Here is a 19,290-nt window from a genome sequence, read left to right on the forward strand (position 1 = left end):
CAATGCTCACGCTCGAATCCGCCACTCGTCGCTTCAGCGAGAAGTTCGCCACATCTGCCCAGCTCACCACGGAGGGACGGGCGGTGATCCCCGGCGGCTACAGCCGCACGTCCTTCAACTTCGGCCCCCACGCCGTCTTCGTCGAGGGCGGCGACGGTGCGTACATCGACACGGTCGACGGACACCGGCTCTTGGACCTGAACAACAACTTCACGGTCAACATCCTCGGTCACGGCAACCAGACGATCAGCGAGGCGCTCATCGCGGCCATTCCTTCGGGCACGTCGTTCGGCAACCCGGTCGCGGAGGAGGCGGCACTGGCCCGGATTCTCATCGACCGCGTCGCCTCGATCGACATGGTGCAGTTCTCGTGTTCGGCATCAGAGTCCGTGATGAGTGCGATTCGCGTTGCACGCGCGTTCACGGGAAGAACCCTGATCGCGAAGTTCGAGGGCGGCTACCACGGCTTCACCGACCCGGTCAGCGTATCCGCCCACCCGCACGGTGGCGAGGAATACGGGTCAGACAGCAACCCCCGTCCGGTCGCCGACAGTGAGGGCATCCCTGACGCGGTCGTCGAGCACGTGGTCATGCTCACGCAGAACGACGAAGCAGGTACCGAACGCATCCTCCGCGAGCACGCCGACGACCTCGCCTGTGTGATCGTCGAACTCGAAAGCGGCGCGGGCGGCCACGTCGTGCTGCGAAAGGGGTTCGTCCAGATGCTGCGTCGGGTCACCGCTGAACTCGGCATCCTGCTCGTCATCGACGAGACGATGACCCTGCGGGCCTCGTTCCACGGCATGCAAAACACATACGGCATCGATGCGGACATCACCGTGATGGGAAAGATCATCGGGGGCGGGCTACCGCTCGGCGCGATCGGCGGCCGCGCAGACGTCATGGGCGTGCTCGCCGACGGCCGTGTGCCGATCTCCGGGACCCACCACGGGCACCGGCTCGCCCTGATCGCCGGCATCGCGTGTATGACCGCACTCGACGAAGCGGCGTACGACCGGCTCAACACGATGGCCGGGCGCATCCTGTCCGAGGTCGGTGAGTGGACCGCGGCGCGGCGGAGTCCGTTCACGATCTTTGGGAGCGGCTACTCATCACTCGCCTACGCGTACTGCCTCGAGGCGGGAATGACCGTGGAGACCCAACGGGATCACTGGCGCAACGTCGACGCCGAGAAGACACAGACCTTCTCGCTCGAACTCGCGAATCGGGGCTTCTTCCCCGTCGCTCGCGGTGAGTTCTCGCTGTCGCTGGCGATGACCGACGACGACATCACGTCGTACATCGAGACGGTGAAGGACATCATCGCCGACCTCGAGGCCTAAACGCGGTCCATGGTTTCAGGCTCGGCGCGGCTAACCACTCCGACCCCCGTTCCGATCGAAAGAGAACCAGCATGAGCCGCCACGCGGTGATCAATCCTGCCATCGGCGAGCGCCTGGTCCAGGGCAATAGCTCGCTCACAGGAGCCCGTCGGACCAACGTGCGGCTTGTCTTCTCGCGAAACGAGCTAGTCTTCTACAAGACGTAGAACCGTGTATCCGCGCTAGTAAAGGAGCCCCATGCGACCCCCTGCCCGACGAATCATCTCCTCGACAGGGGCGGCCTCGGTCTTTCTCCTGGTTGCCACCGCTTGCGCCGGGAGCGGCGCACCGGGTTCGACTGCGCCCACAAGCGCCACTGCCGCGACCGGGTATCCGGTGTCGTTGGAGAACTGCGGCCGGACCATCACCGTCGACTCTGCGCCGGACCGTGTGGTGAGCCTGTGGCAGTCCAATACCGAAGCACTCCTTGCACTCGGACTCCGGGACAAGATCGTCGCGGTCCAGGCGGACTACGCCCCCTACCCGGACTCGGTCGCGAAGGCGGCGGATGGGTTGCAGACCATCGGGAGCATGATGGGGTTCCCGTCGAAAGAGGTTCTGTTGAGCGAGAAGCCGGACTTCGTCACCGGGCAGGTGCTGGAAGGGTTCGCGTTCGACGCCTCACAGGGCTACGCGTCGGTCGAGCAGCTCGAGCAGGCCGGGGCGACCGTCTACGGCGCCAACCTCTGTGGGGCGACCGATTCACAGAGCACGAAGATCTGGAACATCGACTCCGTGTCCAAGACGCTCCGCGACTACGGCACGATCTTCAACGTCTCGGCGAAGGCCGATGAAGTTATCGCTCGGCTCGATGCCGAAAAGGAGGAGGTCGTCAAGGCCGTCCAGGGCAAGCCGACGGTGAAGACCGCGTACTTCAACGGCGGATCCGGCCCCGTGATCGTCCTGGCGGGCGGTATCTACGATGACCTGATCAGCACCGCCGGCGGCAAGAACGTCTTCTCCTCTGACTCCGTCTACGTCAGTAAAGAGGAGTTCGCCGCCTCGGACGCCGACGTCATCCTCGTCGGCACGTTCCCGGGCCAGGACTTCGCGACGCAGAAGGCGTTCCTCGAGGAGAACTTCCCCGACCTCCCCGCGGTGAAGAACGGTCGAATCAGTGAGGTGCCGACGCAGGAGACCGACTCGTCGATCTCGGTCATGGTGGGTCTGACGAAGATCGCCAACGCCCTCCACCCCGATCTGGATCTTCCGGTTCCCTCCTCGTGACAGCAGCTCCCGCACCAGCACGGACGCACACCCGAGCCCGGCGGCACCCGCAACCGGTGATCGCCATCCTCCTTGTCGCCTGCATGGTCGCGGTGGTGCTCTCTGTCGCCGTGGGGAGCGTGGGCATCGCACCGGGGCGCGTCGTCGAAGTGATCGGAGCGCGCCTGCTCCCCTGGGGCGGTGGCCCGGTCGCCGGGCTCGACGACCAGATCGTGTGGGAGTTCCGCCTTCCCCGAGCATTGCTCGGGTTCGTCGTCGGTGCGGCGCTTGCGGTCGCCGGCGCCGTGCTCCAGGCCGTCGTGCGCAATCCGTTGGCGGACCCGTTCGTCTTCGGTGTCTCCTCAGGCGCCTCCGTGGCCGCGGTCGCCGCGTTGACGCTCACGAACGGACTGTTCGCCGCCGTGTCGACTCCCGTCGCGGCCTTCGTCGGGGCCTTGATCACCACGGTTCTCGTCTTCGCTCTCGCGCAGCAGGGTGGGCGGGTGACGCCGAACCGCCTGGTGCTCGCCGGAGTGGCGATGTCGTATCTCCTCACTTCGATCACGAGCTATCTCGTCCTCCGATCCAGCGGGGCCAACCAAGGGGTCGGACAAGTCCTGTCATGGCTCGCTGGCAGTCTCGCCGCGGCCACCTGGAGCGACCTCGGCGTCCCGGCCCTCGTCCTGATCATCGCGACGATCCTGCTCGTCCTCCTCGCTCCGATCTTGAACGCCTTCCTCACCGGCGACGAGACAGCAGTCAGCCTCGGCGTTGACGTCGGCCGGATGCGGCTCATGCTGTTCATCATCACCTCCCTGCTCGTCGGCGTCGTCGTGGCGGTCAGCGGATCGATCGGCTTCGTGGGCCTCGTGGTGCCGCACGCCGTCCGCATGGTGATCGGGTCCGACCATCGCTGGGTGCTCCCCGCCTCCGCACTGGCCGGCGGACTGCTGCTGGTGGTCGTGGACATCGGGGCTCGGCTGCTCCTCGCGCCGACCGAGGTCCCCGTCGGGCTGCTCACCGCCGTCGTCGGCGCACCGTTCTTCCTGTGGCTGCTGCGGCGATCCGGTCGGACCCAGCGATGAACGCAGCCGAAGGCACGTCACTTGAAGTCCAGGGCGTCAGCGTGGACATCGCCGGCCGACGAATCATCGAGGATGTCGCCTTGCGGGCGCGTTCGAACGTCGTCGGGCTCGTCGGGCCGAACGGCAGCGGGAAGTCGACACTCCTCCGGACGGTCTATCGGATGCTGCGTCCCACAGAGGGACAGGTTCTCGCCGACGACCACGACGTCTGGACGATGCCGGCCCGGAAGGCAGCGCGGGTGATCGCCGCAGTCGTCCAAGACAGCGCGGCAGACCTCGAACTCACCGTGGCCGACTGCGTCGCGACCGGACGCCTGCCACACGGACGGCTCCTCGTCACCGACAGTGCCGAGGACCGGCAGGTCGTGGAGCGAGCCATGGTGACCGCGGGCGTCGCGGAGTTCGCGGACCGTGATGTCAGCACGTTGTCCGGCGGCGAACGGCAGCGCGTGCAGCTCGCCCGTGCACTGGCGCAGGAACCGCAGATCCTCGTGCTCGACGAGCCCACGAACCACCTCGACATCCGTCATCAGTTGCAGTTGCTCGCACTGGTGCGCGACCTCCAGGTCACCACCCTCATCACGCTGCACGAACTGAATCTCGCCGCGTCCTACTGCGATGAGATCGTCATGCTCGAGCACGGCCGTGTCGTCGCCTCCGGAACCCCGGCTGCAGTCTTCACTCCGCATCTGCTCGACCGGGTGTTCGGCGTCCGAGCCGACACCCTCGTCAACCCACTCACCGGGCGCATGCAGCTCGTCTTCTCCGACAGCTGATCGAACCGGGCCGACAAAAACGACACCGACAACCGACAACCAGGCACAGGAGTATCCGCATGCATGACGACGACCAGACCCCCGAGACCACCGCCCTCCCCGGTCACACGGTGGGGCACGACCCTTCCGCCAGCACCCTTTTCACGGTGATCGGCGATGATCCCGCCAAGCAGCAGGCGGTCGACCGCTGCATCGCCGCCCATCACACGCTCGCCGCACGGCCCGGAGTCAGCTTCGCGACGGACAAGACGATCCTCATCGTCCTGCACCCGGGGTTCGAACTCCTCGACGTCGTGGGCCCGTTCCACTTCCTCGCAGGAACCGGCGCCACGGTGCAGTTCGTGACCACCGGAACCACCCTCGAACCGGTGCCGAGCGGCAGCGGGCCGACCCTTGCACCTGCGCTCACGCTCGACCAGGTGACCGATGCACCCGCCGTCATCCTCGTCCCGGGCGGCGACACCGGCATCCTCCTCCGCGACATCCGCGCCATGGCGAACCTCGAGCGCATCGGTCGGGACGCGGAGTACGTGACCAGCGTGTGCTCCGGCTCCATCGCCCTCGCTGCCGCCGGGCTGCTTGACGGTCGCCGAGCCACCTCGCACTGGTCCGTCCGCCACCTCCTCGGAGGCTACGGCGCGATCGAGGTCGACGAACGCGTCGTCGAGGACGGCAACCGGCTGACCGCGGCCGGCGTCACCGCGGGTATGGACCTCGGCATCCGCCTCGTCTCCTACCTGTCAGGCGAAGAGCTGGCGAAGTTCGCCGTCCTGGGAGCCGAATACACCCCGGAACCGCCATTCGACACCGGTACCCCGGAGCGGGCCGGCGCTGAGCTCACCGATCTCTCACGTGAGTTCCTCGCACCGCTCGTAGCCGAACTCACAGCACCGACGGTCTGACCGACGAGCCCCGCCGCGACCCGGCCGGCGTTCGTCGATACACCGGCGCTGCCCCCGCTCGAAGAGCGGCGCCTTGGGACATCTGGCTCGACTGACCTGTCCGAAGGCGCCGCAAGGCGGAGCCGAAGTACGTCACGCAGGCATACGACCACTGTTCATGCGCACCATAAGTACACGTTTACAGGCATCCTCGATGAATGCGACCGTCTCGACGCCGTTCCGGCTCGTGGTGACGAGCGAGATGTGGGCAGGCAATCGCCCGTCCCGCATCCGAACCTCAGCTCTCAGCAGGCCCCCAGAACATGTCCTCCGCCGGGCCGTCTGCGGAGAACAGGCTCACCTCGACGATGCGCTCGCCACGGACGGTCAGGAGGTCGACACCGGGCATGTCCATGACGACGTCGCCCCGGGTCCCGGTGAACCGGACGGGGACCGCAACGAGCTCGCCGTTCACCATCGCAGGCCCGGTCACAGCAAGTTGGAAGGTGCCTTCGCTCGTGGCCATCATGCCGCCGAGGAGTGCACCAACACCGTCGACGCCGCGGTGGTCACCCGAGAACTGGTTCGTTCCGGGCTGATGCCACACGACCTCGGGGTCGAACTGCGCCATCACCGTCGGAATGTCACCGCGGCCGAGGGCATCGAAGTAGGTGACGGCGACGGCTGCGGGGGTCTGGTCGATCATGGTGTGTCTCCTTCGTGAGGGTGAGTGGTAGGACGATAGTTTCAGACGGTAACCTGTTACCTCAATGTAACTATGGAGGATTCCCGATGAACTCTGATGCGCCTGCCGACACATCCGTCTGGAACGTGATGCTGCCGACATGCCCCTCGCGCACCTCACTCGCCCGGATCGCCAATAAGTGGACCGCGATGATCGTCATCGCATTGAGCGACGGTCCCCTCCGATTCGGGACGCTCCGCGAGACGGTCGGCGGGATCAGCGGCAAGGTCCTCTCGGGCACTCTTCGGGATCTGGAACGCGACGGCATCCTCACTCGCACCGCATACGACGAGATGCCACCCCGCGTCGAGTACACCCTGACGCCACTCGGCCAGACACTGCGCGAACCGCTGACCGCTCTCGGCCAATGGGCGGAGCAGCACATCGCTGAGGTCCTCGACTCCCGCGACACCTTCGACAACGTCGTGCATGGAACCGCGGCCCAGCGCACCGACAGCTAACGACGTCATCAGCACGTCTGCGCGCTCGATAGGGCACCACCCACGCCGGCGGTGATGAGCCGCAATCTCGTCGTATAGGCACCTCAGTCCAGCCCTCGACCCCGGAGCGCGGCAGGCTGTAGGCGGAACCTCGAACTGGGGGTTGGCAATACATACTATGTATGATGAACTGTCTATCAGGCCGAGATGAACTCGGACCCCATCGCCAATGAAGCCGACCCGAAATGGATCCACGATGTCCACACTGCACCGTCGTCACCCCCGTCGCGTTCCACGCGCCCTATCCCTGTCAGCCACCGCTGCCGTCGGTCTCGCCCTGCTCACCGCCTGCACCGCCGGCCCGAGTGCGACGTCGGACAAGTACGGTTTCCCCGCCGCAGAGCAGGACCCCAACGCGGGTCTGACCGTTCTGGTCGACGCTGCCCGCGAGCCGATCGCCAAGGCGTTCCAGTCGGAGAACCCCGACGTGAAGATGACCATCGAGACCTACGACGGCAGCGCCGGCGGCAGCGATTCGTTCAAGACGAAGATCGCCCTGTTCGACCAGTCAGGTGAAGGGTGGCCCGATGTCGTCTTCTCCACGCAGACCAATGACACCGCCTGGGCGGGCGTCGAGCAGAACGGCGTGCAGGCCTTCGCAGCAGTGCTGAACAAGGGGCTGCTCTCCGATGACTTCCTCGACGGGTTCACCCCCGGCGCCTTGGACCCGATGACGATCGACGAGAACGTCTATGGCGTCCGCAACGACCTCGCTCCGGTCGTGTACTGGTACAACGAACCACTGATGACCCAGTTCGGGTATGAGGTCCCGACCACCTGGGAGGACTACCGGGAGCTCAGCGACAAGGTGGCAGCCGAACACCCCGGCTACATCCTCGGGTCCGTCGGAGACGCCTTCACCGGGCCCTTCACCTACTACTGGAGTGGCGAAGCTCCGGTCTTCCAGGTCGACGGCCAGACGTTCTCCAGCGACTTCGCGGATCCGAAGTCGGAGCAGGTGACGGACCTCATCGACCACATGCTCGCGAACGGCACGCTCGTCCAGGACAGCGTGTTCGGGGCCGACTTCGTGTCGAAGTACAGCGACAAGCTGCTCGGGACGCCGGGACCGGCATGGTTCGCTGGAGCTCTCTTCCAGAATCCCGACAGCCTGAACGCTGCGCCGGGCACCGTCGGCGCCGCTGCTCCCCTGCACTGGGAGGGTGAGGCCGAGGTCACCGGCAACGTCGGTGGTGGGATCTGGTACGGCTCGAGCCACTCGAAGAACCTCGACGGAGTCGTGTCCTTCCTGGAGTTCGTGAGCAGTTCCGACAAGGCCGCAGAGCTCGCTACCGGTCTTCCCGCCTACGGCTCCACCGCTGACGCCTGGCTGGGCGCTCAGGCGGCCTCCGGGTACTTCGCGGGCGACTTCCAGGGCGCCATCACCAGTGCCGCGGACAGCGTCTGGGACGGCTGGGGCTTCCCGTCGTTCAGCCCGGAAACCGGGTTCTCCTCGGTCGTGATCCCGGGTCTCGCCGAAGGGAAGACCCTCAAGGAGCTGGTCCCGGCGCTGCAAGCCGAGTACGAGAACCAGGCTCAGGTCCAGGGCTACACCGTCAAGTAACCACCGTTCATCGCAGGTCCCCCTGCGCGAGCAAAGGACACCCCATCACATTCCCAGCACCGACACCCGCCGCCGTCCGCTCCCCCCTCGAGGGGCGGCGGCGGGTGTCCCGCACTCGCCGGCCAGACCGTTCGCAAGCCCGGATCGGAACTGTCTTCACGTCTGGCTACGCCCTCCTGCTGATCGCCTTCGGCGTCGTGCCGACGCTGTACACGATCTTCCTCGCCTTCACGACCGACGGTGCCTTCGCCGGCATCTCGAACTTCACCCGGATCTTCGGCGACTATCGCTTCCTCCCTGCGGTGGCACACGTGGCCGTCTACCTCGTGGTGTACCTGGTGACGCTTCTCGTGTTCGTCGTCTTGCTGGCCTTGCTCGTCCATTCGATCGGGCGACGCTGGCTGGCGAACAGCCTCCGGTTCGTCTACTACATCCCGGGCGCCCTCGCAGGAGCGTCGAGTGTGATGCTCTGGCTGTTCCTGCTCGACCCTTCCGTGAGCCCGGTGGCTGCCATCCTGAACGCGTTCGGCTTCGAGAATTTCGTGCAGACCGTCTCCGTCGACAACCTGCCGGTCATCTTCACCATCGTCGCGTTCTGGACGGGTGCCGGCGGGTGGATCGTGATCATGTACGGCGCACTCAACAACATCTCCGCTGACGTCATGGAAGCTGCACGAATCGATGGCGCTGGGCCGGTCAAGGCCGCCTGGTACATCCAGATCCCACTTCTTCGGAAATGGATCTCGTACACCGCGGTGATGTCGCTGGCCGCTGGCACCCAACTGTTCGTCGAACCCCGCGTCCTCTCCCAAGCATCCAAGGGTGTCGTCCCTCCGGACTACTCACTCAATCAACTCGCCTACCTGTACGCCTTCAGACAGGGCGACTTCAACGGTTCCGCGGCGATCTCGCTCCTGCTCCTTGCAGTTGCGGCGGCGCTGTCGGCGATCTTCGTCTTCCGAGGAGGACTCTTTGAACGCGACTGAAATCCGATCCGCCCGCTCCACCGGGCGCGAAAGCCAGAAGGCGAACCGCTCGGGCGGTCGCGAGTACGTATCTCCTGGCCGATGGCTCGGGCGGGTCACGGTCGTCGCCGTCCTCACCGTCTTCGCCCTCTTCTTCGCGATACCGATCATCTGGCTCCTCCTCGCCCCGACCAAGTCCGCCAGCGATCTCGTTCAGAACGCGCCGTTCAGCATCGGATCGATCGACGTCCTGTTGGCGAACTGGGCGAGCCTCGCCGAGTTCCAGAACGGCATCATCTGGACCTGGCTCGGCAATTCCGTGCTGTACAGCGGCGTTGCGCTCGTGATCACGCTCGTCGTGACGATCCCGGCAGGTTATGCGCTGGCGCTCACCGAGTTCCGCCTGCGGCGGACGTTGCTGGTCGTGACGCTCATCGTGATGCTCATTCCCAACACGGCGTTGGTCCTCCCGGTCTTCCTGGAACTCTCGGCGCTGAAGCTCATCGGCAATCCCCTGGCGGTCATCCTGCCGTTCTCGTTCTTCCCGTTCGGCGTGTACTTGACGTACATCTACTTCACGACGAGCGTCTCGAAGGATTTGCTCAATGCGGCTCGGATCGACGGTGCGACCGAGTTCCGAGTGTTCGCCCAGATCGCCATGCCTCTCGCGACTCCGGTGATCGCCCTCGTCGGCTTCTTCAACCTCGTCGGGAACTGGAACAACTACTTCCTCCCGTTCGTCACCGCTCCGGGACGGAAGTCGCCGATCCAGGTCGGGCTCGTCGAGCTGCTGTCGAACGTTCCGCTCTTCAACCCGACCAGCGCTGCATCGGTGACCATCAGCCTGCCGGTGCTCGCGTTGGCGACCATCCTCTCGGTCGCGCCCGTCCTCGTGATCTTCCTGTTCTCCCAGCGATTCCTCGTCTCGGGGATGACGGCCGGAGGGACCAAGGAATGACCGACGAGCAACAACAGCCGGTCCGTCGTTTCGGGATGGCTGCCCGCCTGGTCGGCTCGAAACGCGACGAGTACATCGAGCTGCATCGCAGCGTCTGGCCGCGAATCGAAACCGCTCTGTCCGCAAGCGGCATCCGGAACTTCACGATCTTCGCGCTGGACGACTACATCCTCGGCTACTACGAGTACGTCGGGTCCGACTACGAGGCCGATCAACGTCGCATGGCGATGGACCCGATCACCCAACATTGGTGGTCCTACACCGCTCCCTGCCAACGCCCCCTTCGCGATGACTCCACAGCTGACAACTGGGAGCTCTTCACCGAAATCTGGCATCTCAACTGATCTTCATTGCCCGCCGACTGACGAGCCGGGCCCTCAACGCTCCCCGCCCCATATGCCTTTCCCTACCTACTGCGAGAAGAACCCATGCGTACGAGACAACTCCGCGGACTGAAGGTCACTGAGATTGGTTTCGGTGCCGCCCAGCTCGGCAACCTGTTCCGTCCGACGACCGACGAAGAGGCGAAGGAAGCTGTCGACACCGCCTGGAAGAGCGGGATCCGCTACTTCGACACCGCCCCGCACTACGGACTCGGCCTCTCCGAACAACGACTCGGCGAGTACCTCCGCAGTCGTCCACGAGACCAGTTCGTCATCTCCACCAAGGTCGGACGCCGCCTCGTTCCAACACCGGAACGCGCCGCAGCAGGTGACTTCGACCTCGAGGACGGCTTCGCTGTGCCCGCAACCCATCGTCGGGAGTGGGACTTCAGCCGCGACGGGGTGCTCCGATCGATCGAGAGCAGCCTTTCGCGACTGCATATGGACCGACTGGACATCGTCTATCTGCACGACCCGGACGACCACTGGGACAGCGCATCGACCACTGGGCTGGACGCCTTGATCGAGCTGCGCGACCAGGGCGTGGTCGGGGCGGTCGGGGCAGGGATGAATCAGGCCCCGATGCTCGCGAGATTGGTCCGCGAACGCGACGTCGATGTCGTCATGGTCGCTGGTCGCTACACCCTGCTCGATCGCTCCGCGGAGGATGAATTGCTAGCCGCGGCGGCCGAGCGCGGCGTCGCCATCGTCGCCGCCGGCGTCTACAACTCAGGACTCCTCAGCCAGCCACAAGTACCGGCAGACGCCACCTACGACTACCAACAGGCTCCATCAGAGATCCTCCGCCGTGCGCGGGCTCTGTCCGCCGCGTGCTCCGAGGTGGGCGTGACGTTGCCACAAGCCGCTGTCCAGTTCCCGCTCCTCCAGCCCAACGTCGCCTCGGTCGTGGTTGGAATGCGCACAGCCGAGCAGGTTGAGGGCACCGTCACCTACTACGACTCGACGATTTCCCCGGAAGCATGGCGACACCTCGGGGTGACCTCATGATCATCGACGCTCACGTTCATGTCTGGGATCTCTCCAGCGCGAGCTATTCCTGGCTCACCGACGCCGTCCACCCCCTCGATCGCACGGTTCTGCTCGATGAGTTCCCCAGCATCCGGCCCGCGACTCGCATCATTCTCGTGCAGGCAGCAGACAACGCGTCCGACACCGCTGTCATGCGGGCGCAGGCCGAGCTCGATCCCCGCGTGGTCGGAATCGTCGCTTGGGTCCCATTGGACCAACCCCACCTCGTGGCCGAGCTCGCCCAGGAGTACGCGAACGATCCGCTCATCGTGGGCGTCCGAAACCTCATCCACGAACGCGCTGCTGGATGGCTGGCTGGTGCTGCGCAGACCGAGTCTCTGAACCTGCTGGCGAACGCCGGGCTGACACTGGACTTCGTCACGGCGGACCACGCCGCACTCTGCGAGGTTCCAGCGCTCGCAGATCGCCATCCGGGTCTGCGCATCGTGATCGACCATCTGGGCAAACCGCCGCTGGCCGGTGACGCCAGGGCTCGCGCGGCCTGGAGGTCGGCGCTCGCTGACGCGGCGACACGACCGACGGTGTTCGCCAAGGCTTCCGGTCTGCTGGGACCCGCGGACCCTCTTTCCCCTGGTGCAGGTCATCCGGCGCGTCCGTTCGTCGACACAGCGCTCGATCTGTTCGGCGCGGACCGGGTGATGTACGGAAGCGACTGGCCTCTCGTCGAACTCGTCGAAGACCACCGCAAGGCCTTCGATCTCGTCGCTTCAGCCGCCGGCGATCGAGGCGGAACCTCACTCACTTCCGTCCTCTCGGACACCGCCGCCTACTTCTACGACATTCACGGACTGGACTCATGAAACTCGGACGACTGAACACCCCCACTGGCCCTCTGCCCGTGCTCTTCGAGCAGGACGTGACCTACGACCTGTCCCCCATCACCACAGACATCGACCGGGGGTTCCACGAACGCGGAGGAATCGACCTCGCGCGTGCAGCGATGATCGCCGGGGACCTTCGCACCGTCGCTTCCGGACTCGGAACTTCGATGGCGGCGCCCATCGCCCGACCGGGCAAGGTGGTCTGCGTCGGTCTCAACTATCGAGACCATGCCGAAGAGACCGGGGCGGCGATCCCGACGGAGCCGGTGGTCTTCATGAAGGATCCGTCCACGGTGGTCGGCCCCTACGACACCATCCTGATCCCCCGACGCTCACGCAAGACGGACTGGGAGGTCGAGCTCGGCGTCGTCATTGGCCGGACCGCTCGATATCTCGACAGCCCCGCGGATGCTCTCGCGACCGTCGCCGGCTACGCGGTGTCTCACGACGTCTCGGAGCGGGAGTTCCAGCTGGAACGAGGTGGGCAGTGGGACAAGGGCAAGAGCTGCGAGACGTTCAACCCGCTCGGCCCATACCTGGTCACGCGCGACGAGATCCCCGATCCACAGCAACTGGGACTTCGCCTCTCCGTCAACGGACGGCAACGGCAGAACGGGAGCACAGCAGACATGATCTTCTCGGTCGAGTACGTGATCTGGTACCTGTCGCAGTTCATGGTGTTGCATCCCGGGGATCTCATCAACACCGGAACGCCCGCGGGCGTCGCCCTCGGACAGGCAGACGACGTGTACTTGCGCACTGGAGACGTCGTCGAGCTTGAGATCGACGGTCTCGGCACATCGCGGCAGACGGTGAGTGCGGCGTGAGCGGCCGGTTCGTCGGGCTCAGCGCGATCGTCACCGGAGGCTCTTCCGGGATCGGAGCCTCGGTCGTCTCGGCGCTCCAAGCCGAGGGCGCAAGAGTCGGTGTCCTCGACATCCAGGTCCTCGGGCTCCCAGAAACGGTTGTCGGTCATGCCGCAAACGTGCGGGATCGGTCGAGCGTCACGACAGCGGTCGAGTCTCTCGCTGATGAGTTGGGCGGCATCGACATCGTCGTCAACTCGGCGGGCATCTCCGCCGTGGGCACGGTCGAGGAGAACGACGACGACGATTGGGCTCGAGTACTGGACGTGAACGTCACCGGCACGGCCAGGGTCGTCGCGGCATCGCTTCCCCACCTCAGGCGGTCCGGCCACGCTTCGATCGTCAATGTCTGCTCCATTGCCGCTCTCAACGGACTTCCGCGTCGTGCTCTCTACGCCGCTTCGAAGGGGGCCATCCTCGCCTTGACCTACGCCATGGCGACCGATCACGTCGCGGAAGGTATCCGCGTGAACTGCGTGAGCCCCGGCACCGTCGCGACTCCGTTCGTCGAGCGCATGCTCGCGGGGTTCGACGATCCCATCACTGAGCGGGCGCAACTGGACGAACGGCAGGCGACGGGGCGAATGGTGACCCCGGACGAAGTCGCCGACGCCATTCTCTACCTCGCCTCGCCCGCTGCCGGCTCGACCACCGGTACCGCTCTCGAGGTGGACGGTGGCGTCACACACCTTCGTCCCCGGCGCCCTGTCTCCAACCAAGCGCACGGCTGATCGAACGACATCGCATGAAACCTCCAGCACGCAAGGCAGCGACGACGCAGCCGAACCGCAACGCCATCGACCTCTCGGGAAGAGCATCATGAAGATCACCGGCTACCGCACCATCCATACCCATCGCGACTGGGGACGGCCCGTGGGCGACGTCAACGGGTTCATCGCTTCGGGTATCACCGACGTCGCGATCGTCATCCTCGAGACCGACGCCGGTGTCGAAGGCATCGGAATGGGCTCTGACCACGCGGTCGAGCTCCTCTTCCCTGCACTCGAAGGCCGCGATCCGAGGGCTGTGACCAGTCTCTATGACGCGATGCTGAGCCATGCCTTCAAGGCCGGGCATGGGGGGACGACCTTCGGCGGTATCGCCATCCTCGATGCCGCGCTCTGGGATTTGAAGGCGAAGCTCGCGGGCGAACCACTCTGGAGACTGCTCGGAGCCGACGACCGTTTCGTGCCCGGATACGCATCCGGCCTCGACATCGCGCTGACGGACGAGGAGCTGGTCTCCTTCTACACGACGATGGCCGAGCGGGGGTACACCGCAGGCAAACTCAAGGGTGGCCGTGACGTCAACGCCGACCTTCGCCGGTTGCTGTTGATCGCCGACACCCTCAGTGTGAACACCGATCGGCCGGCGCTCATGCTGGATGCGAACGAATCGTGGAATCTGAAGCAGGGTGTGCGATACGTGTCAGAGATCGAGGAGCATCTGGACCTCACCTGGATCGAGGAGCCGCTGCGACGCTGGGACGCTTCCGGCCACCATCGCCTGTCGCAGCAGGTGCGTGCGGGTGTGGCCACCGGTGAGAACCTCACGGGGTTGGAACTGTATCGACCCCTGTTCGACCACGGCTCAGTCGACATCGTCCAAACCGGAGCCGTCTGGGGTGTGACGAACTTCCTCCGGCTGGCCGTCGCCGCTCATTCGAGAGACCTCCCCATCAGCCCCGTGGGCCTCACGAGCAATCCGGCCGTTGCACATGCCGCCGCCGCGGTTCCGAATCACCTGACGGCCGAAGTCCAAGATCTGCACGCCCCGTTCGCCGTGACGATCGACCAGACGTACAGCGACGGTGGGATCGTTCTCGGGGACACTCCGGGCGGCGGCATCACCGTGGACGAGGACCTGATCGCTCTGACGAGCGCACAGGGAGACTGGCGGCAGAGCGCCGGACCGCATGTCCGTCCGAAGCGCGCAGGTCTGTCGATGACTCCGGCGGGTGGGCCGGGTGATGAGCTACAGGGCATCACCTATACTGCAGTGGATGAGTGAGCCCGCCACCCGATTGGCCAAGCATGCGATCTTCGCGGACGCTGCGGCGAAGGTGCCCGCTACTCGTCTCGGAGTCGCCGTCGTGCACGACCTCGTCACCGCGATCGTCACCGGCGAGGTCGCCGAGGGGTCCATGTTGCCCATCGAGGCGGAGCTCACGGCGCACTTCGGAGTCAGCCGGACCGTCATCCGTGAGTCGATCAAGCGGGTCGAGGAGAAGGGGCTTGTCAGCGTCGTCCAGGGCAGCGGCACGACAGTCCGCTCCCAGGAGTCGTGGAACGTCTTGGACCCGGTCGTCCTCGAGGTCATGCTCGAACATGACGACTCGCTCGGCGTGCTCGATCAACTCGCGGTCGTTCGCAGCTCGCTTGAAGGTGCCATGGCTGCTGCCACGGCCGTCCGCCGGTCCGCCATCGAGCTGGAGGCGATGGAGCACGCGATTCAGTTGATGTCCGACTCCATGGACGATGAACAGGGGTTCGGCGATGCGGACATGATGTTCCACATGGCCGTCATGGCAGCGTCGAACATTCCGCTGGCCGAAAGCATCAACCGCACCCTGTACACCCGGGCACGAGACACCGCTCGGTTCACGTTGAACGGCACTCGTGAAGCGTTCGAGGCATCTCGAGACGAGCACAGCATCGTGCTGGAAGCGATCCGAGCTGGCGATGCCGATCAGGCAGAGCGCGCGATGCGCCACCACATTCTGGAGTCATGGGGTCGACGTCGACCCCCGACTTCACGGAGGCCCTGACGGCTTCAGCACGGACAAGATTCTCGGCTCCGGCCTCAGCACCCGGCCTCCACTCCACGGGTAGTCTGTGCTCCATGTCTGAGATGCCGCCGTTCAGCCCGACGGTCACCCTCCTCGCCCTGTCCAGAATCTGGGAGGACTCTCTGACCTCAGCACTGAAGCCGCTGGGCCTCACGACGCGCAAGTATGCCTTGCTCGGACACATCCGTAGCACCCCTGGCATCTCGTTCAGCGATCTCGCGCGACGATCGAGGATCACCGTCCAGAGCACACATGTCGCCGTCGGTGGCTTCGTAGCCGATGGCATCGTCGCCGATTCCACCGGCCGCGCCGGCTCAGCGGCACAGCTCGAGATCACACCGGCGGGGCACCGGCTCCTCGCCGAAGCGGCCGGGGTAGTCGCTCGCCTGGACGCGGATTTCGAGACGAGTCACCCTGCTCTGCGCGCGGCGCTCGCTGATCACATGCTGCAGATGATGCAGTCCCCTGGACTGCGTGAGTGAGGAAAGCTTCAGCCTGACTGATACCTTCAGCTAGGCTGAAGGTATGGAATCCATCCTTCTCGCCGCGCACGTGCTCGCGGGCATTCTGTTCATCGGACCGGTTGCGGTGACCGCCAGTCTGTTTCCCCGGTTCGCTCCGATCAGCGGTTCGGCACCGGCAGGCGACATCGATGAACACCTCCACGGCCGAGACCGCGCTAGCGGTCCCACCGTTGTCGCCTCGGACCGAAGCATCGCCGTCGCCAGACTCCTGACACGAATCACGCGGGCCTACGGCCGAATAGCACTCGTCGTCCCAGTACTCGGCCTGATCCTCGCCGCGGTGCAGGGCAGGCTCACGGAGATCTGGATCCTCCTCGCGATGGTCCTGACCGCCGTCGCGGGGGCCCTGCTCGCACTCCGGATCACCCCGATGCAGCAAGAAGCGCTGTCCCAACCGGACGACGGATCACGATTGCGATCGCTACGACCCTTGACCGGGATGTTCAACCTGCTGTGGGCAGTGGTTGTCATCCTCATGATCGTGCGTCCCGGCGCGTCGTCGTGAGCGCGTCGCCACGACTCCTGCGCACTCTTGAAGCGCTGTCCGTCCTCGAGCTCGGCAGCATCGCGGTCCTCTTCGGGAACCTCCTCACCGTACATGTGCCTGGCCTCGCTTCGGTACTCGGACCTGTCCACGGCGCGTTGTACCTGACCGTCGCCGTCACGGCGTTGCTCGGGCGCGGACTCCTACTCCGCACCCGGCTCTTGGCCCTCGTCCCGCTGCTCGGTGGAGTATTCACCTTGATCAACGTCCGGCAAGAGCGACGACGATGCACTTCGGCGTCCCCTCCGCACACGCCCAAGTCCTCCGCGACGCGAGGCGACATCGACAAGTTCAACGCGAAAGGCACCTCATGATCGCTCAGATCATCCTCTTCGAGGGATTCGACCCACTCGACGTGATCGCCCCCTTCGAAGTGCTCTGCGCCGGCTCGGACGCTCTCGGAGGAACCCTTGACGTCAGGCTGGTGGCACTCGACCGCATCGGGCCGGTCGTGAGCGGAACGCGGAATTTGGAGCTCACCGCAACCCATGTGTTGGAGCCGGAGGCTCCTGGCATCGTGATCGTGCCGGGCGCTGCCGGCCCCACCGTCGGCGACCCCGATTTCGTGAGGACGATTCCGGTCATCCTCGCTGAGCTTGGTTCGAGCCGCTTGCCGGCGCTCATGGGCCGCGCGTTCGCTTCACCGGACACCCTGGTCGCCACAATCTGCGGAGGCGGTTTGGCGCTCGGCATGGCGGGCCTCCTAGCGGGGCGGACCGCGGTGACCCATACGTTGGGGAACGACGTCCTCGAGGCCACCGGCACCACGGTGGTGCGAGCGCGGGTCGTCGACGACGGGGACCTGGTCAGTGCCGGTGGAGTCACATCCGGTCTGGATCTGGGGCTCTATCTGCTGGAACGCGAATTCGGCCCGCGGATCGCGAACGCCGTCGAGCAACTGTTCGAGTACGAGCGGCGCGGAACGGTGTGGTCCGCCAGAGGACTCGACGCCCTTCCGCTCTGAATCAGCCCCGCCGCTGGTCCAGCCCACCCAGTCGACAGGCTCATATCGAAGGACACCGTCATGCATCGGATCATCGGCACCTGGGACCTCGCCATTCGCACACCGATCGGCACCCTGAACGCCGTGATGACGTTCCAGGACGAACAGGGGGTCTTGTCAGGCTTCGCCGCCAGCAGGACCGAGGACGTCCCGCTTCGCGATCTGCGAGTCGCCACCGACGCGCAGGAGGACCACGTGATGTGGACGCAGACGATCACCACACCCGTGCGGTTGGAGCTCGCGTTCGACGTGACCATCGACGGCGACCGGATGACTGGCGATTCGCGCGCCGGACGGCTCCCGCGCAGCACGGTGACAGGCGTTCGCAGAGTTCCGTGACAGCGGCCTCCCCTCCGATGGGTGTGCATCGCAGGGGAGGCCAGCGTGCTGCGTCGGACAACATGAAGCCGAGGACCACTACCGTGAGTTCCATCGCATCGGCTGATCGCAGAACGGCCGAAACTGGATGGGAGATCGCGTGTCACTCGCTACGAATCCGTTGGGGCAGCTCGCGTTGGACGAGCTACGCACACGAACCAGTATGAAGTGGCGAACGCACCCCGCAGACGTTCTCCCACTATGGGTGGCGGAGATGGACGTCCCTCTCGCGGCGCCGGTGAAAGATGCGGTTCGGTCCGCCCTCGAGCGTGGCGACACCGGCTACGCGACCGGCATCGGATACGCCTCGGCGTTCCAGCAGTTCGCCGCGCATCGCTGGTCCTGGGCGGGACTCGAGCTGGAGCAAACGGCCATCGTCCCGGACGTGATGCTGGGAATCGTAGAGGCGCTGCGTCTCCTGACAGGACCTGGGGACGTCGTCGTCGTGACGCCTCCCGTGTACGCCCCGTTCTACGCGTTCGTGGAGCACGAGCATCGCTTGATCCTCGAAGCTCCCCTGTCGGGTGAGGGCCGGTTGGATCCTTCCGCCTTGGAGGTCGCGTTCGCAGAAGCCGCGCGACGGTGCCCGTCCCCCACTTTCCTGCTGTGCAATCCACATAACCCCACGGGCACCGTCCACTCGCGGGAGGAGCTGGGGATGGTGGCAACACTCGCCCGTCGCCATGGCATCCGTGTGATCTCCGACGAGATACATGCGCCGCTCGCGCTTGGTGGAGTCGACTTCGTTCCGTATCTGTCCGTTCCCGGTTCCGAAAACGGCATGTCGTTGGCCTCCGCCTCCAAAGCTTGGAACCTCGCGTGACTCAAAGCCGCTCTCCTCGTCGCAGGACCCGAGAGCCTCGCCGATCTT

Annotated in this window: 23 protein-coding genes; 22 read left to right on the plus strand and 1 reads right to left on the minus strand. The window is 65.4% G+C overall.

What is annotated here, in order from left to right:
* Nucleotides 1-2 precede the first annotated feature (2 nt).
* The 5 genes from IFR14_RS15845 to IFR14_RS15865 all read left to right on the plus strand — a co-directional run bounded on the left by IFR14_RS15845 (nucleotide 3) and on the right by IFR14_RS15865 (nucleotide 5,351).
* Complete coding sequence (locus IFR14_RS15845) at nucleotides 3-1,343, plus strand: aspartate aminotransferase family protein (protein WP_137243634.1); 1,341 nt, start codon at nucleotides 3-5, stop codon at nucleotides 1,341-1,343.
* Nucleotides 1,344-1,775: 432 nt separating this feature from the next.
* On the plus strand, nucleotides 1,776-2,609 hold the full coding sequence (locus tag IFR14_RS15850; protein ID WP_161578639.1) for an ABC transporter substrate-binding protein: 834 nt from the start codon (nucleotides 1,776-1,778) through the stop codon (nucleotides 2,607-2,609).
* Between the two features lie 56 nt (nucleotides 2,610-2,665).
* The gene (locus IFR14_RS15855; RefSeq protein ID WP_342365717.1) at nucleotides 2,666-3,673 is read left to right on the plus strand and encodes a FecCD family ABC transporter permease; all 1,008 of its coding nucleotides are present in this window, start codon (nucleotides 2,666-2,668) and stop codon (nucleotides 3,671-3,673) included.
* Entirely contained in the window at nucleotides 3,670-4,449 is a 780-nt protein-coding gene (locus tag IFR14_RS15860; protein WP_137243636.1) for an ABC transporter ATP-binding protein, read from the plus strand. Before IFR14_RS15855 ends, IFR14_RS15860 begins: the two co-directional genes overlap by 4 nt.
* Before the next feature lie 59 nt (nucleotides 4,450-4,508).
* A complete protein-coding gene (locus IFR14_RS15865) occupies nucleotides 4,509-5,351 on the plus strand; it encodes a DJ-1/PfpI family protein (RefSeq protein ID WP_137243637.1) in 843 nt (280 codons plus the stop codon).
* 277 nt (nucleotides 5,352-5,628) lie between these two features.
* Here IFR14_RS15865 and IFR14_RS15870 read toward each other — a convergent pair whose 3' ends face one another.
* On the minus strand, nucleotides 5,629-6,036 hold the full coding sequence (locus tag IFR14_RS15870; RefSeq protein WP_191941600.1) for a nuclear transport factor 2 family protein: 408 nt from the start codon (nucleotides 6,034-6,036) through the stop codon (nucleotides 5,629-5,631).
* Between the two features lie 86 nt (nucleotides 6,037-6,122).
* Between IFR14_RS15870 and IFR14_RS15875 the strand changes: the two genes are divergently transcribed.
* The 17 genes from IFR14_RS15875 to IFR14_RS21460 all read left to right on the plus strand — a co-directional run bounded on the left by IFR14_RS15875 (nucleotide 6,123) and on the right by IFR14_RS21460 (nucleotide 19,242).
* On the plus strand, nucleotides 6,123-6,536 hold the full coding sequence (locus tag IFR14_RS15875; protein WP_137243638.1) for a winged helix-turn-helix transcriptional regulator: 414 nt from the start codon (nucleotides 6,123-6,125) through the stop codon (nucleotides 6,534-6,536).
* A 235-nt stretch (nucleotides 6,537-6,771) separates the two neighbouring features.
* Entirely contained in the window at nucleotides 6,772-8,139 is a 1,368-nt protein-coding gene (locus IFR14_RS15880) for an ABC transporter substrate-binding protein (RefSeq protein ID WP_137243639.1), read from the plus strand.
* Nucleotides 8,140-8,243: 104 nt separating this feature from the next.
* Nucleotides 8,244-9,125 carry a carbohydrate ABC transporter permease gene (locus IFR14_RS15885; protein ID WP_137243640.1) on the plus strand — a complete coding sequence of 294 codons (882 nt, stop codon included), beginning with the start codon at nucleotides 8,244-8,246 and terminating at the stop codon, nucleotides 9,123-9,125.
* Nucleotides 9,112-10,062, plus strand: coding sequence for a carbohydrate ABC transporter permease (locus IFR14_RS15890; protein ID WP_162852300.1), 951 nt, complete (start codon nucleotides 9,112-9,114; stop codon nucleotides 10,060-10,062). Before IFR14_RS15885 ends, IFR14_RS15890 begins: the two co-directional genes overlap by 14 nt.
* Complete coding sequence (locus tag IFR14_RS15895; RefSeq protein ID WP_137243641.1) at nucleotides 10,059-10,406, plus strand: L-rhamnose mutarotase; 348 nt, start codon at nucleotides 10,059-10,061, stop codon at nucleotides 10,404-10,406. The genes IFR14_RS15890 and IFR14_RS15895 overlap by 4 nt, the downstream gene beginning before the upstream one ends.
* An 84-nt stretch (nucleotides 10,407-10,490) precedes the next feature.
* On the plus strand, nucleotides 10,491-11,453 hold the full coding sequence (locus tag IFR14_RS15900; protein WP_137243642.1) for an aldo/keto reductase: 963 nt from the start codon (nucleotides 10,491-10,493) through the stop codon (nucleotides 11,451-11,453).
* Nucleotides 11,450-12,295 (plus strand): amidohydrolase family protein, encoded by an 846-nt coding sequence (locus IFR14_RS15905; RefSeq protein ID WP_161578640.1) that lies wholly within the window; start codon nucleotides 11,450-11,452, stop codon nucleotides 12,293-12,295. The genes IFR14_RS15900 and IFR14_RS15905 overlap by 4 nt, the downstream gene beginning before the upstream one ends.
* Nucleotides 12,292-13,143 (plus strand): fumarylacetoacetate hydrolase family protein, encoded by an 852-nt coding sequence (locus IFR14_RS15910; protein WP_137243644.1) that lies wholly within the window; start codon nucleotides 12,292-12,294, stop codon nucleotides 13,141-13,143. Before IFR14_RS15905 ends, IFR14_RS15910 begins: the two co-directional genes overlap by 4 nt.
* Nucleotides 13,140-13,913, plus strand: a complete 774-nt coding sequence (locus tag IFR14_RS15915; protein ID WP_137243645.1) for an SDR family NAD(P)-dependent oxidoreductase — start codon at nucleotides 13,140-13,142, stop codon at nucleotides 13,911-13,913. Before IFR14_RS15910 ends, IFR14_RS15915 begins: the two co-directional genes overlap by 4 nt.
* An 88-nt stretch (nucleotides 13,914-14,001) precedes the next feature.
* Entirely contained in the window at nucleotides 14,002-15,192 is a 1,191-nt protein-coding gene (locus IFR14_RS15920) for a mandelate racemase/muconate lactonizing enzyme family protein (protein ID WP_137243646.1), read from the plus strand.
* Nucleotides 15,193-15,274: 82 nt separating this feature from the next.
* Complete coding sequence (locus IFR14_RS15925) at nucleotides 15,275-15,949, plus strand: FadR/GntR family transcriptional regulator (RefSeq protein ID WP_240044059.1); 675 nt, start codon at nucleotides 15,275-15,277, stop codon at nucleotides 15,947-15,949.
* A 74-nt stretch (nucleotides 15,950-16,023) separates the two neighbouring features.
* Nucleotides 16,024-16,452 (plus strand): MarR family winged helix-turn-helix transcriptional regulator, encoded by a 429-nt coding sequence (locus IFR14_RS15930; RefSeq protein WP_137243647.1) that lies wholly within the window; start codon nucleotides 16,024-16,026, stop codon nucleotides 16,450-16,452.
* A 43-nt stretch (nucleotides 16,453-16,495) separates the two neighbouring features.
* Nucleotides 16,496-16,999, plus strand: coding sequence for a hypothetical protein (locus tag IFR14_RS15935; RefSeq protein ID WP_137243648.1), 504 nt, complete (start codon nucleotides 16,496-16,498; stop codon nucleotides 16,997-16,999).
* A complete protein-coding gene (locus IFR14_RS15940; RefSeq protein ID WP_197977581.1) occupies nucleotides 16,996-17,352 on the plus strand; it encodes a hypothetical protein in 357 nt (118 codons plus the stop codon). The genes IFR14_RS15935 and IFR14_RS15940 overlap by 4 nt, the downstream gene beginning before the upstream one ends.
* A complete protein-coding gene (locus IFR14_RS15945) occupies nucleotides 17,349-18,002 on the plus strand; it encodes a DJ-1/PfpI family protein (RefSeq protein WP_191941601.1) in 654 nt (217 codons plus the stop codon). The genes IFR14_RS15940 and IFR14_RS15945 overlap by 4 nt, the downstream gene beginning before the upstream one ends.
* Nucleotides 18,003-18,125: 123 nt before the next feature.
* Nucleotides 18,126-18,380, plus strand: a complete 255-nt coding sequence (locus IFR14_RS15950; RefSeq protein ID WP_213014381.1) for a hypothetical protein — start codon at nucleotides 18,126-18,128, stop codon at nucleotides 18,378-18,380.
* Between the two features lie 253 nt (nucleotides 18,381-18,633).
* Nucleotides 18,634-19,242: an aminotransferase class I/II-fold pyridoxal phosphate-dependent enzyme gene (locus tag IFR14_RS21460; RefSeq protein WP_342365718.1), complete on the plus strand. Its 609-nt coding sequence runs from the start codon at nucleotides 18,634-18,636 to the stop codon at nucleotides 19,240-19,242.
* Nucleotides 19,243-19,290: the final 48 nt, after the last annotated feature.

The sequence above is a fragment of the Plantibacter sp. CFBP 8775 genome, assembly GCF_014839505.1.
GTDB lineage: Bacteria > Actinomycetota > Actinomycetes > Actinomycetales > Microbacteriaceae > Plantibacter > Plantibacter auratus.

Excerpts from the sequence above, each read along its gene's own strand:
- IFR14_RS15845 (WP_137243634.1), top strand. The coding sequence starts at position 3 with ATGCTCACGCTCGAATCCGCCACTCGTCGCTTCAGCGAGAAGTTCGCC.
- IFR14_RS15860 (WP_137243636.1), top strand. The coding sequence starts at position 3,670 with ATGAACGCAGCCGAAGGCACGTCACTTGAAGTCCAGGGCGTCAGCGTG.
- IFR14_RS15865 (WP_137243637.1), top strand. The coding sequence starts at position 4,509 with ATGCATGACGACGACCAGACCCCCGAGACCACCGCCCTCCCCGGTCAC.
- IFR14_RS15870 (WP_191941600.1), bottom strand. The coding sequence starts at position 6,036 with ATGATCGACCAGACCCCCGCAGCCGTCGCCGTCACCTACTTCGATGCC.
- IFR14_RS15875 (WP_137243638.1), top strand. The coding sequence starts at position 6,123 with ATGAACTCTGATGCGCCTGCCGACACATCCGTCTGGAACGTGATGCTG.
- IFR14_RS15880 (WP_137243639.1), top strand. The coding sequence starts at position 6,772 with ATGTCCACACTGCACCGTCGTCACCCCCGTCGCGTTCCACGCGCCCTA.
- IFR14_RS15895 (WP_137243641.1), top strand. The coding sequence starts at position 10,059 with ATGACCGACGAGCAACAACAGCCGGTCCGTCGTTTCGGGATGGCTGCC.
- IFR14_RS15900 (WP_137243642.1), top strand. The coding sequence starts at position 10,491 with ATGCGTACGAGACAACTCCGCGGACTGAAGGTCACTGAGATTGGTTTC.
- IFR14_RS15905 (WP_161578640.1), top strand. The coding sequence starts at position 11,450 with ATGATCATCGACGCTCACGTTCATGTCTGGGATCTCTCCAGCGCGAGC.
- IFR14_RS15910 (WP_137243644.1), top strand. The coding sequence starts at position 12,292 with ATGAAACTCGGACGACTGAACACCCCCACTGGCCCTCTGCCCGTGCTC.
- IFR14_RS15920 (WP_137243646.1), top strand. The coding sequence starts at position 14,002 with ATGAAGATCACCGGCTACCGCACCATCCATACCCATCGCGACTGGGGA.
- IFR14_RS15930 (WP_137243647.1), top strand. The coding sequence starts at position 16,024 with ATGTCTGAGATGCCGCCGTTCAGCCCGACGGTCACCCTCCTCGCCCTG.
- IFR14_RS15935 (WP_137243648.1), top strand. The coding sequence starts at position 16,496 with ATGGAATCCATCCTTCTCGCCGCGCACGTGCTCGCGGGCATTCTGTTC.
- IFR14_RS15945 (WP_191941601.1), top strand. The coding sequence starts at position 17,349 with ATGATCGCTCAGATCATCCTCTTCGAGGGATTCGACCCACTCGACGTG.
- IFR14_RS21460 (WP_342365718.1), top strand. The coding sequence starts at position 18,634 with ATGGACGTCCCTCTCGCGGCGCCGGTGAAAGATGCGGTTCGGTCCGCC.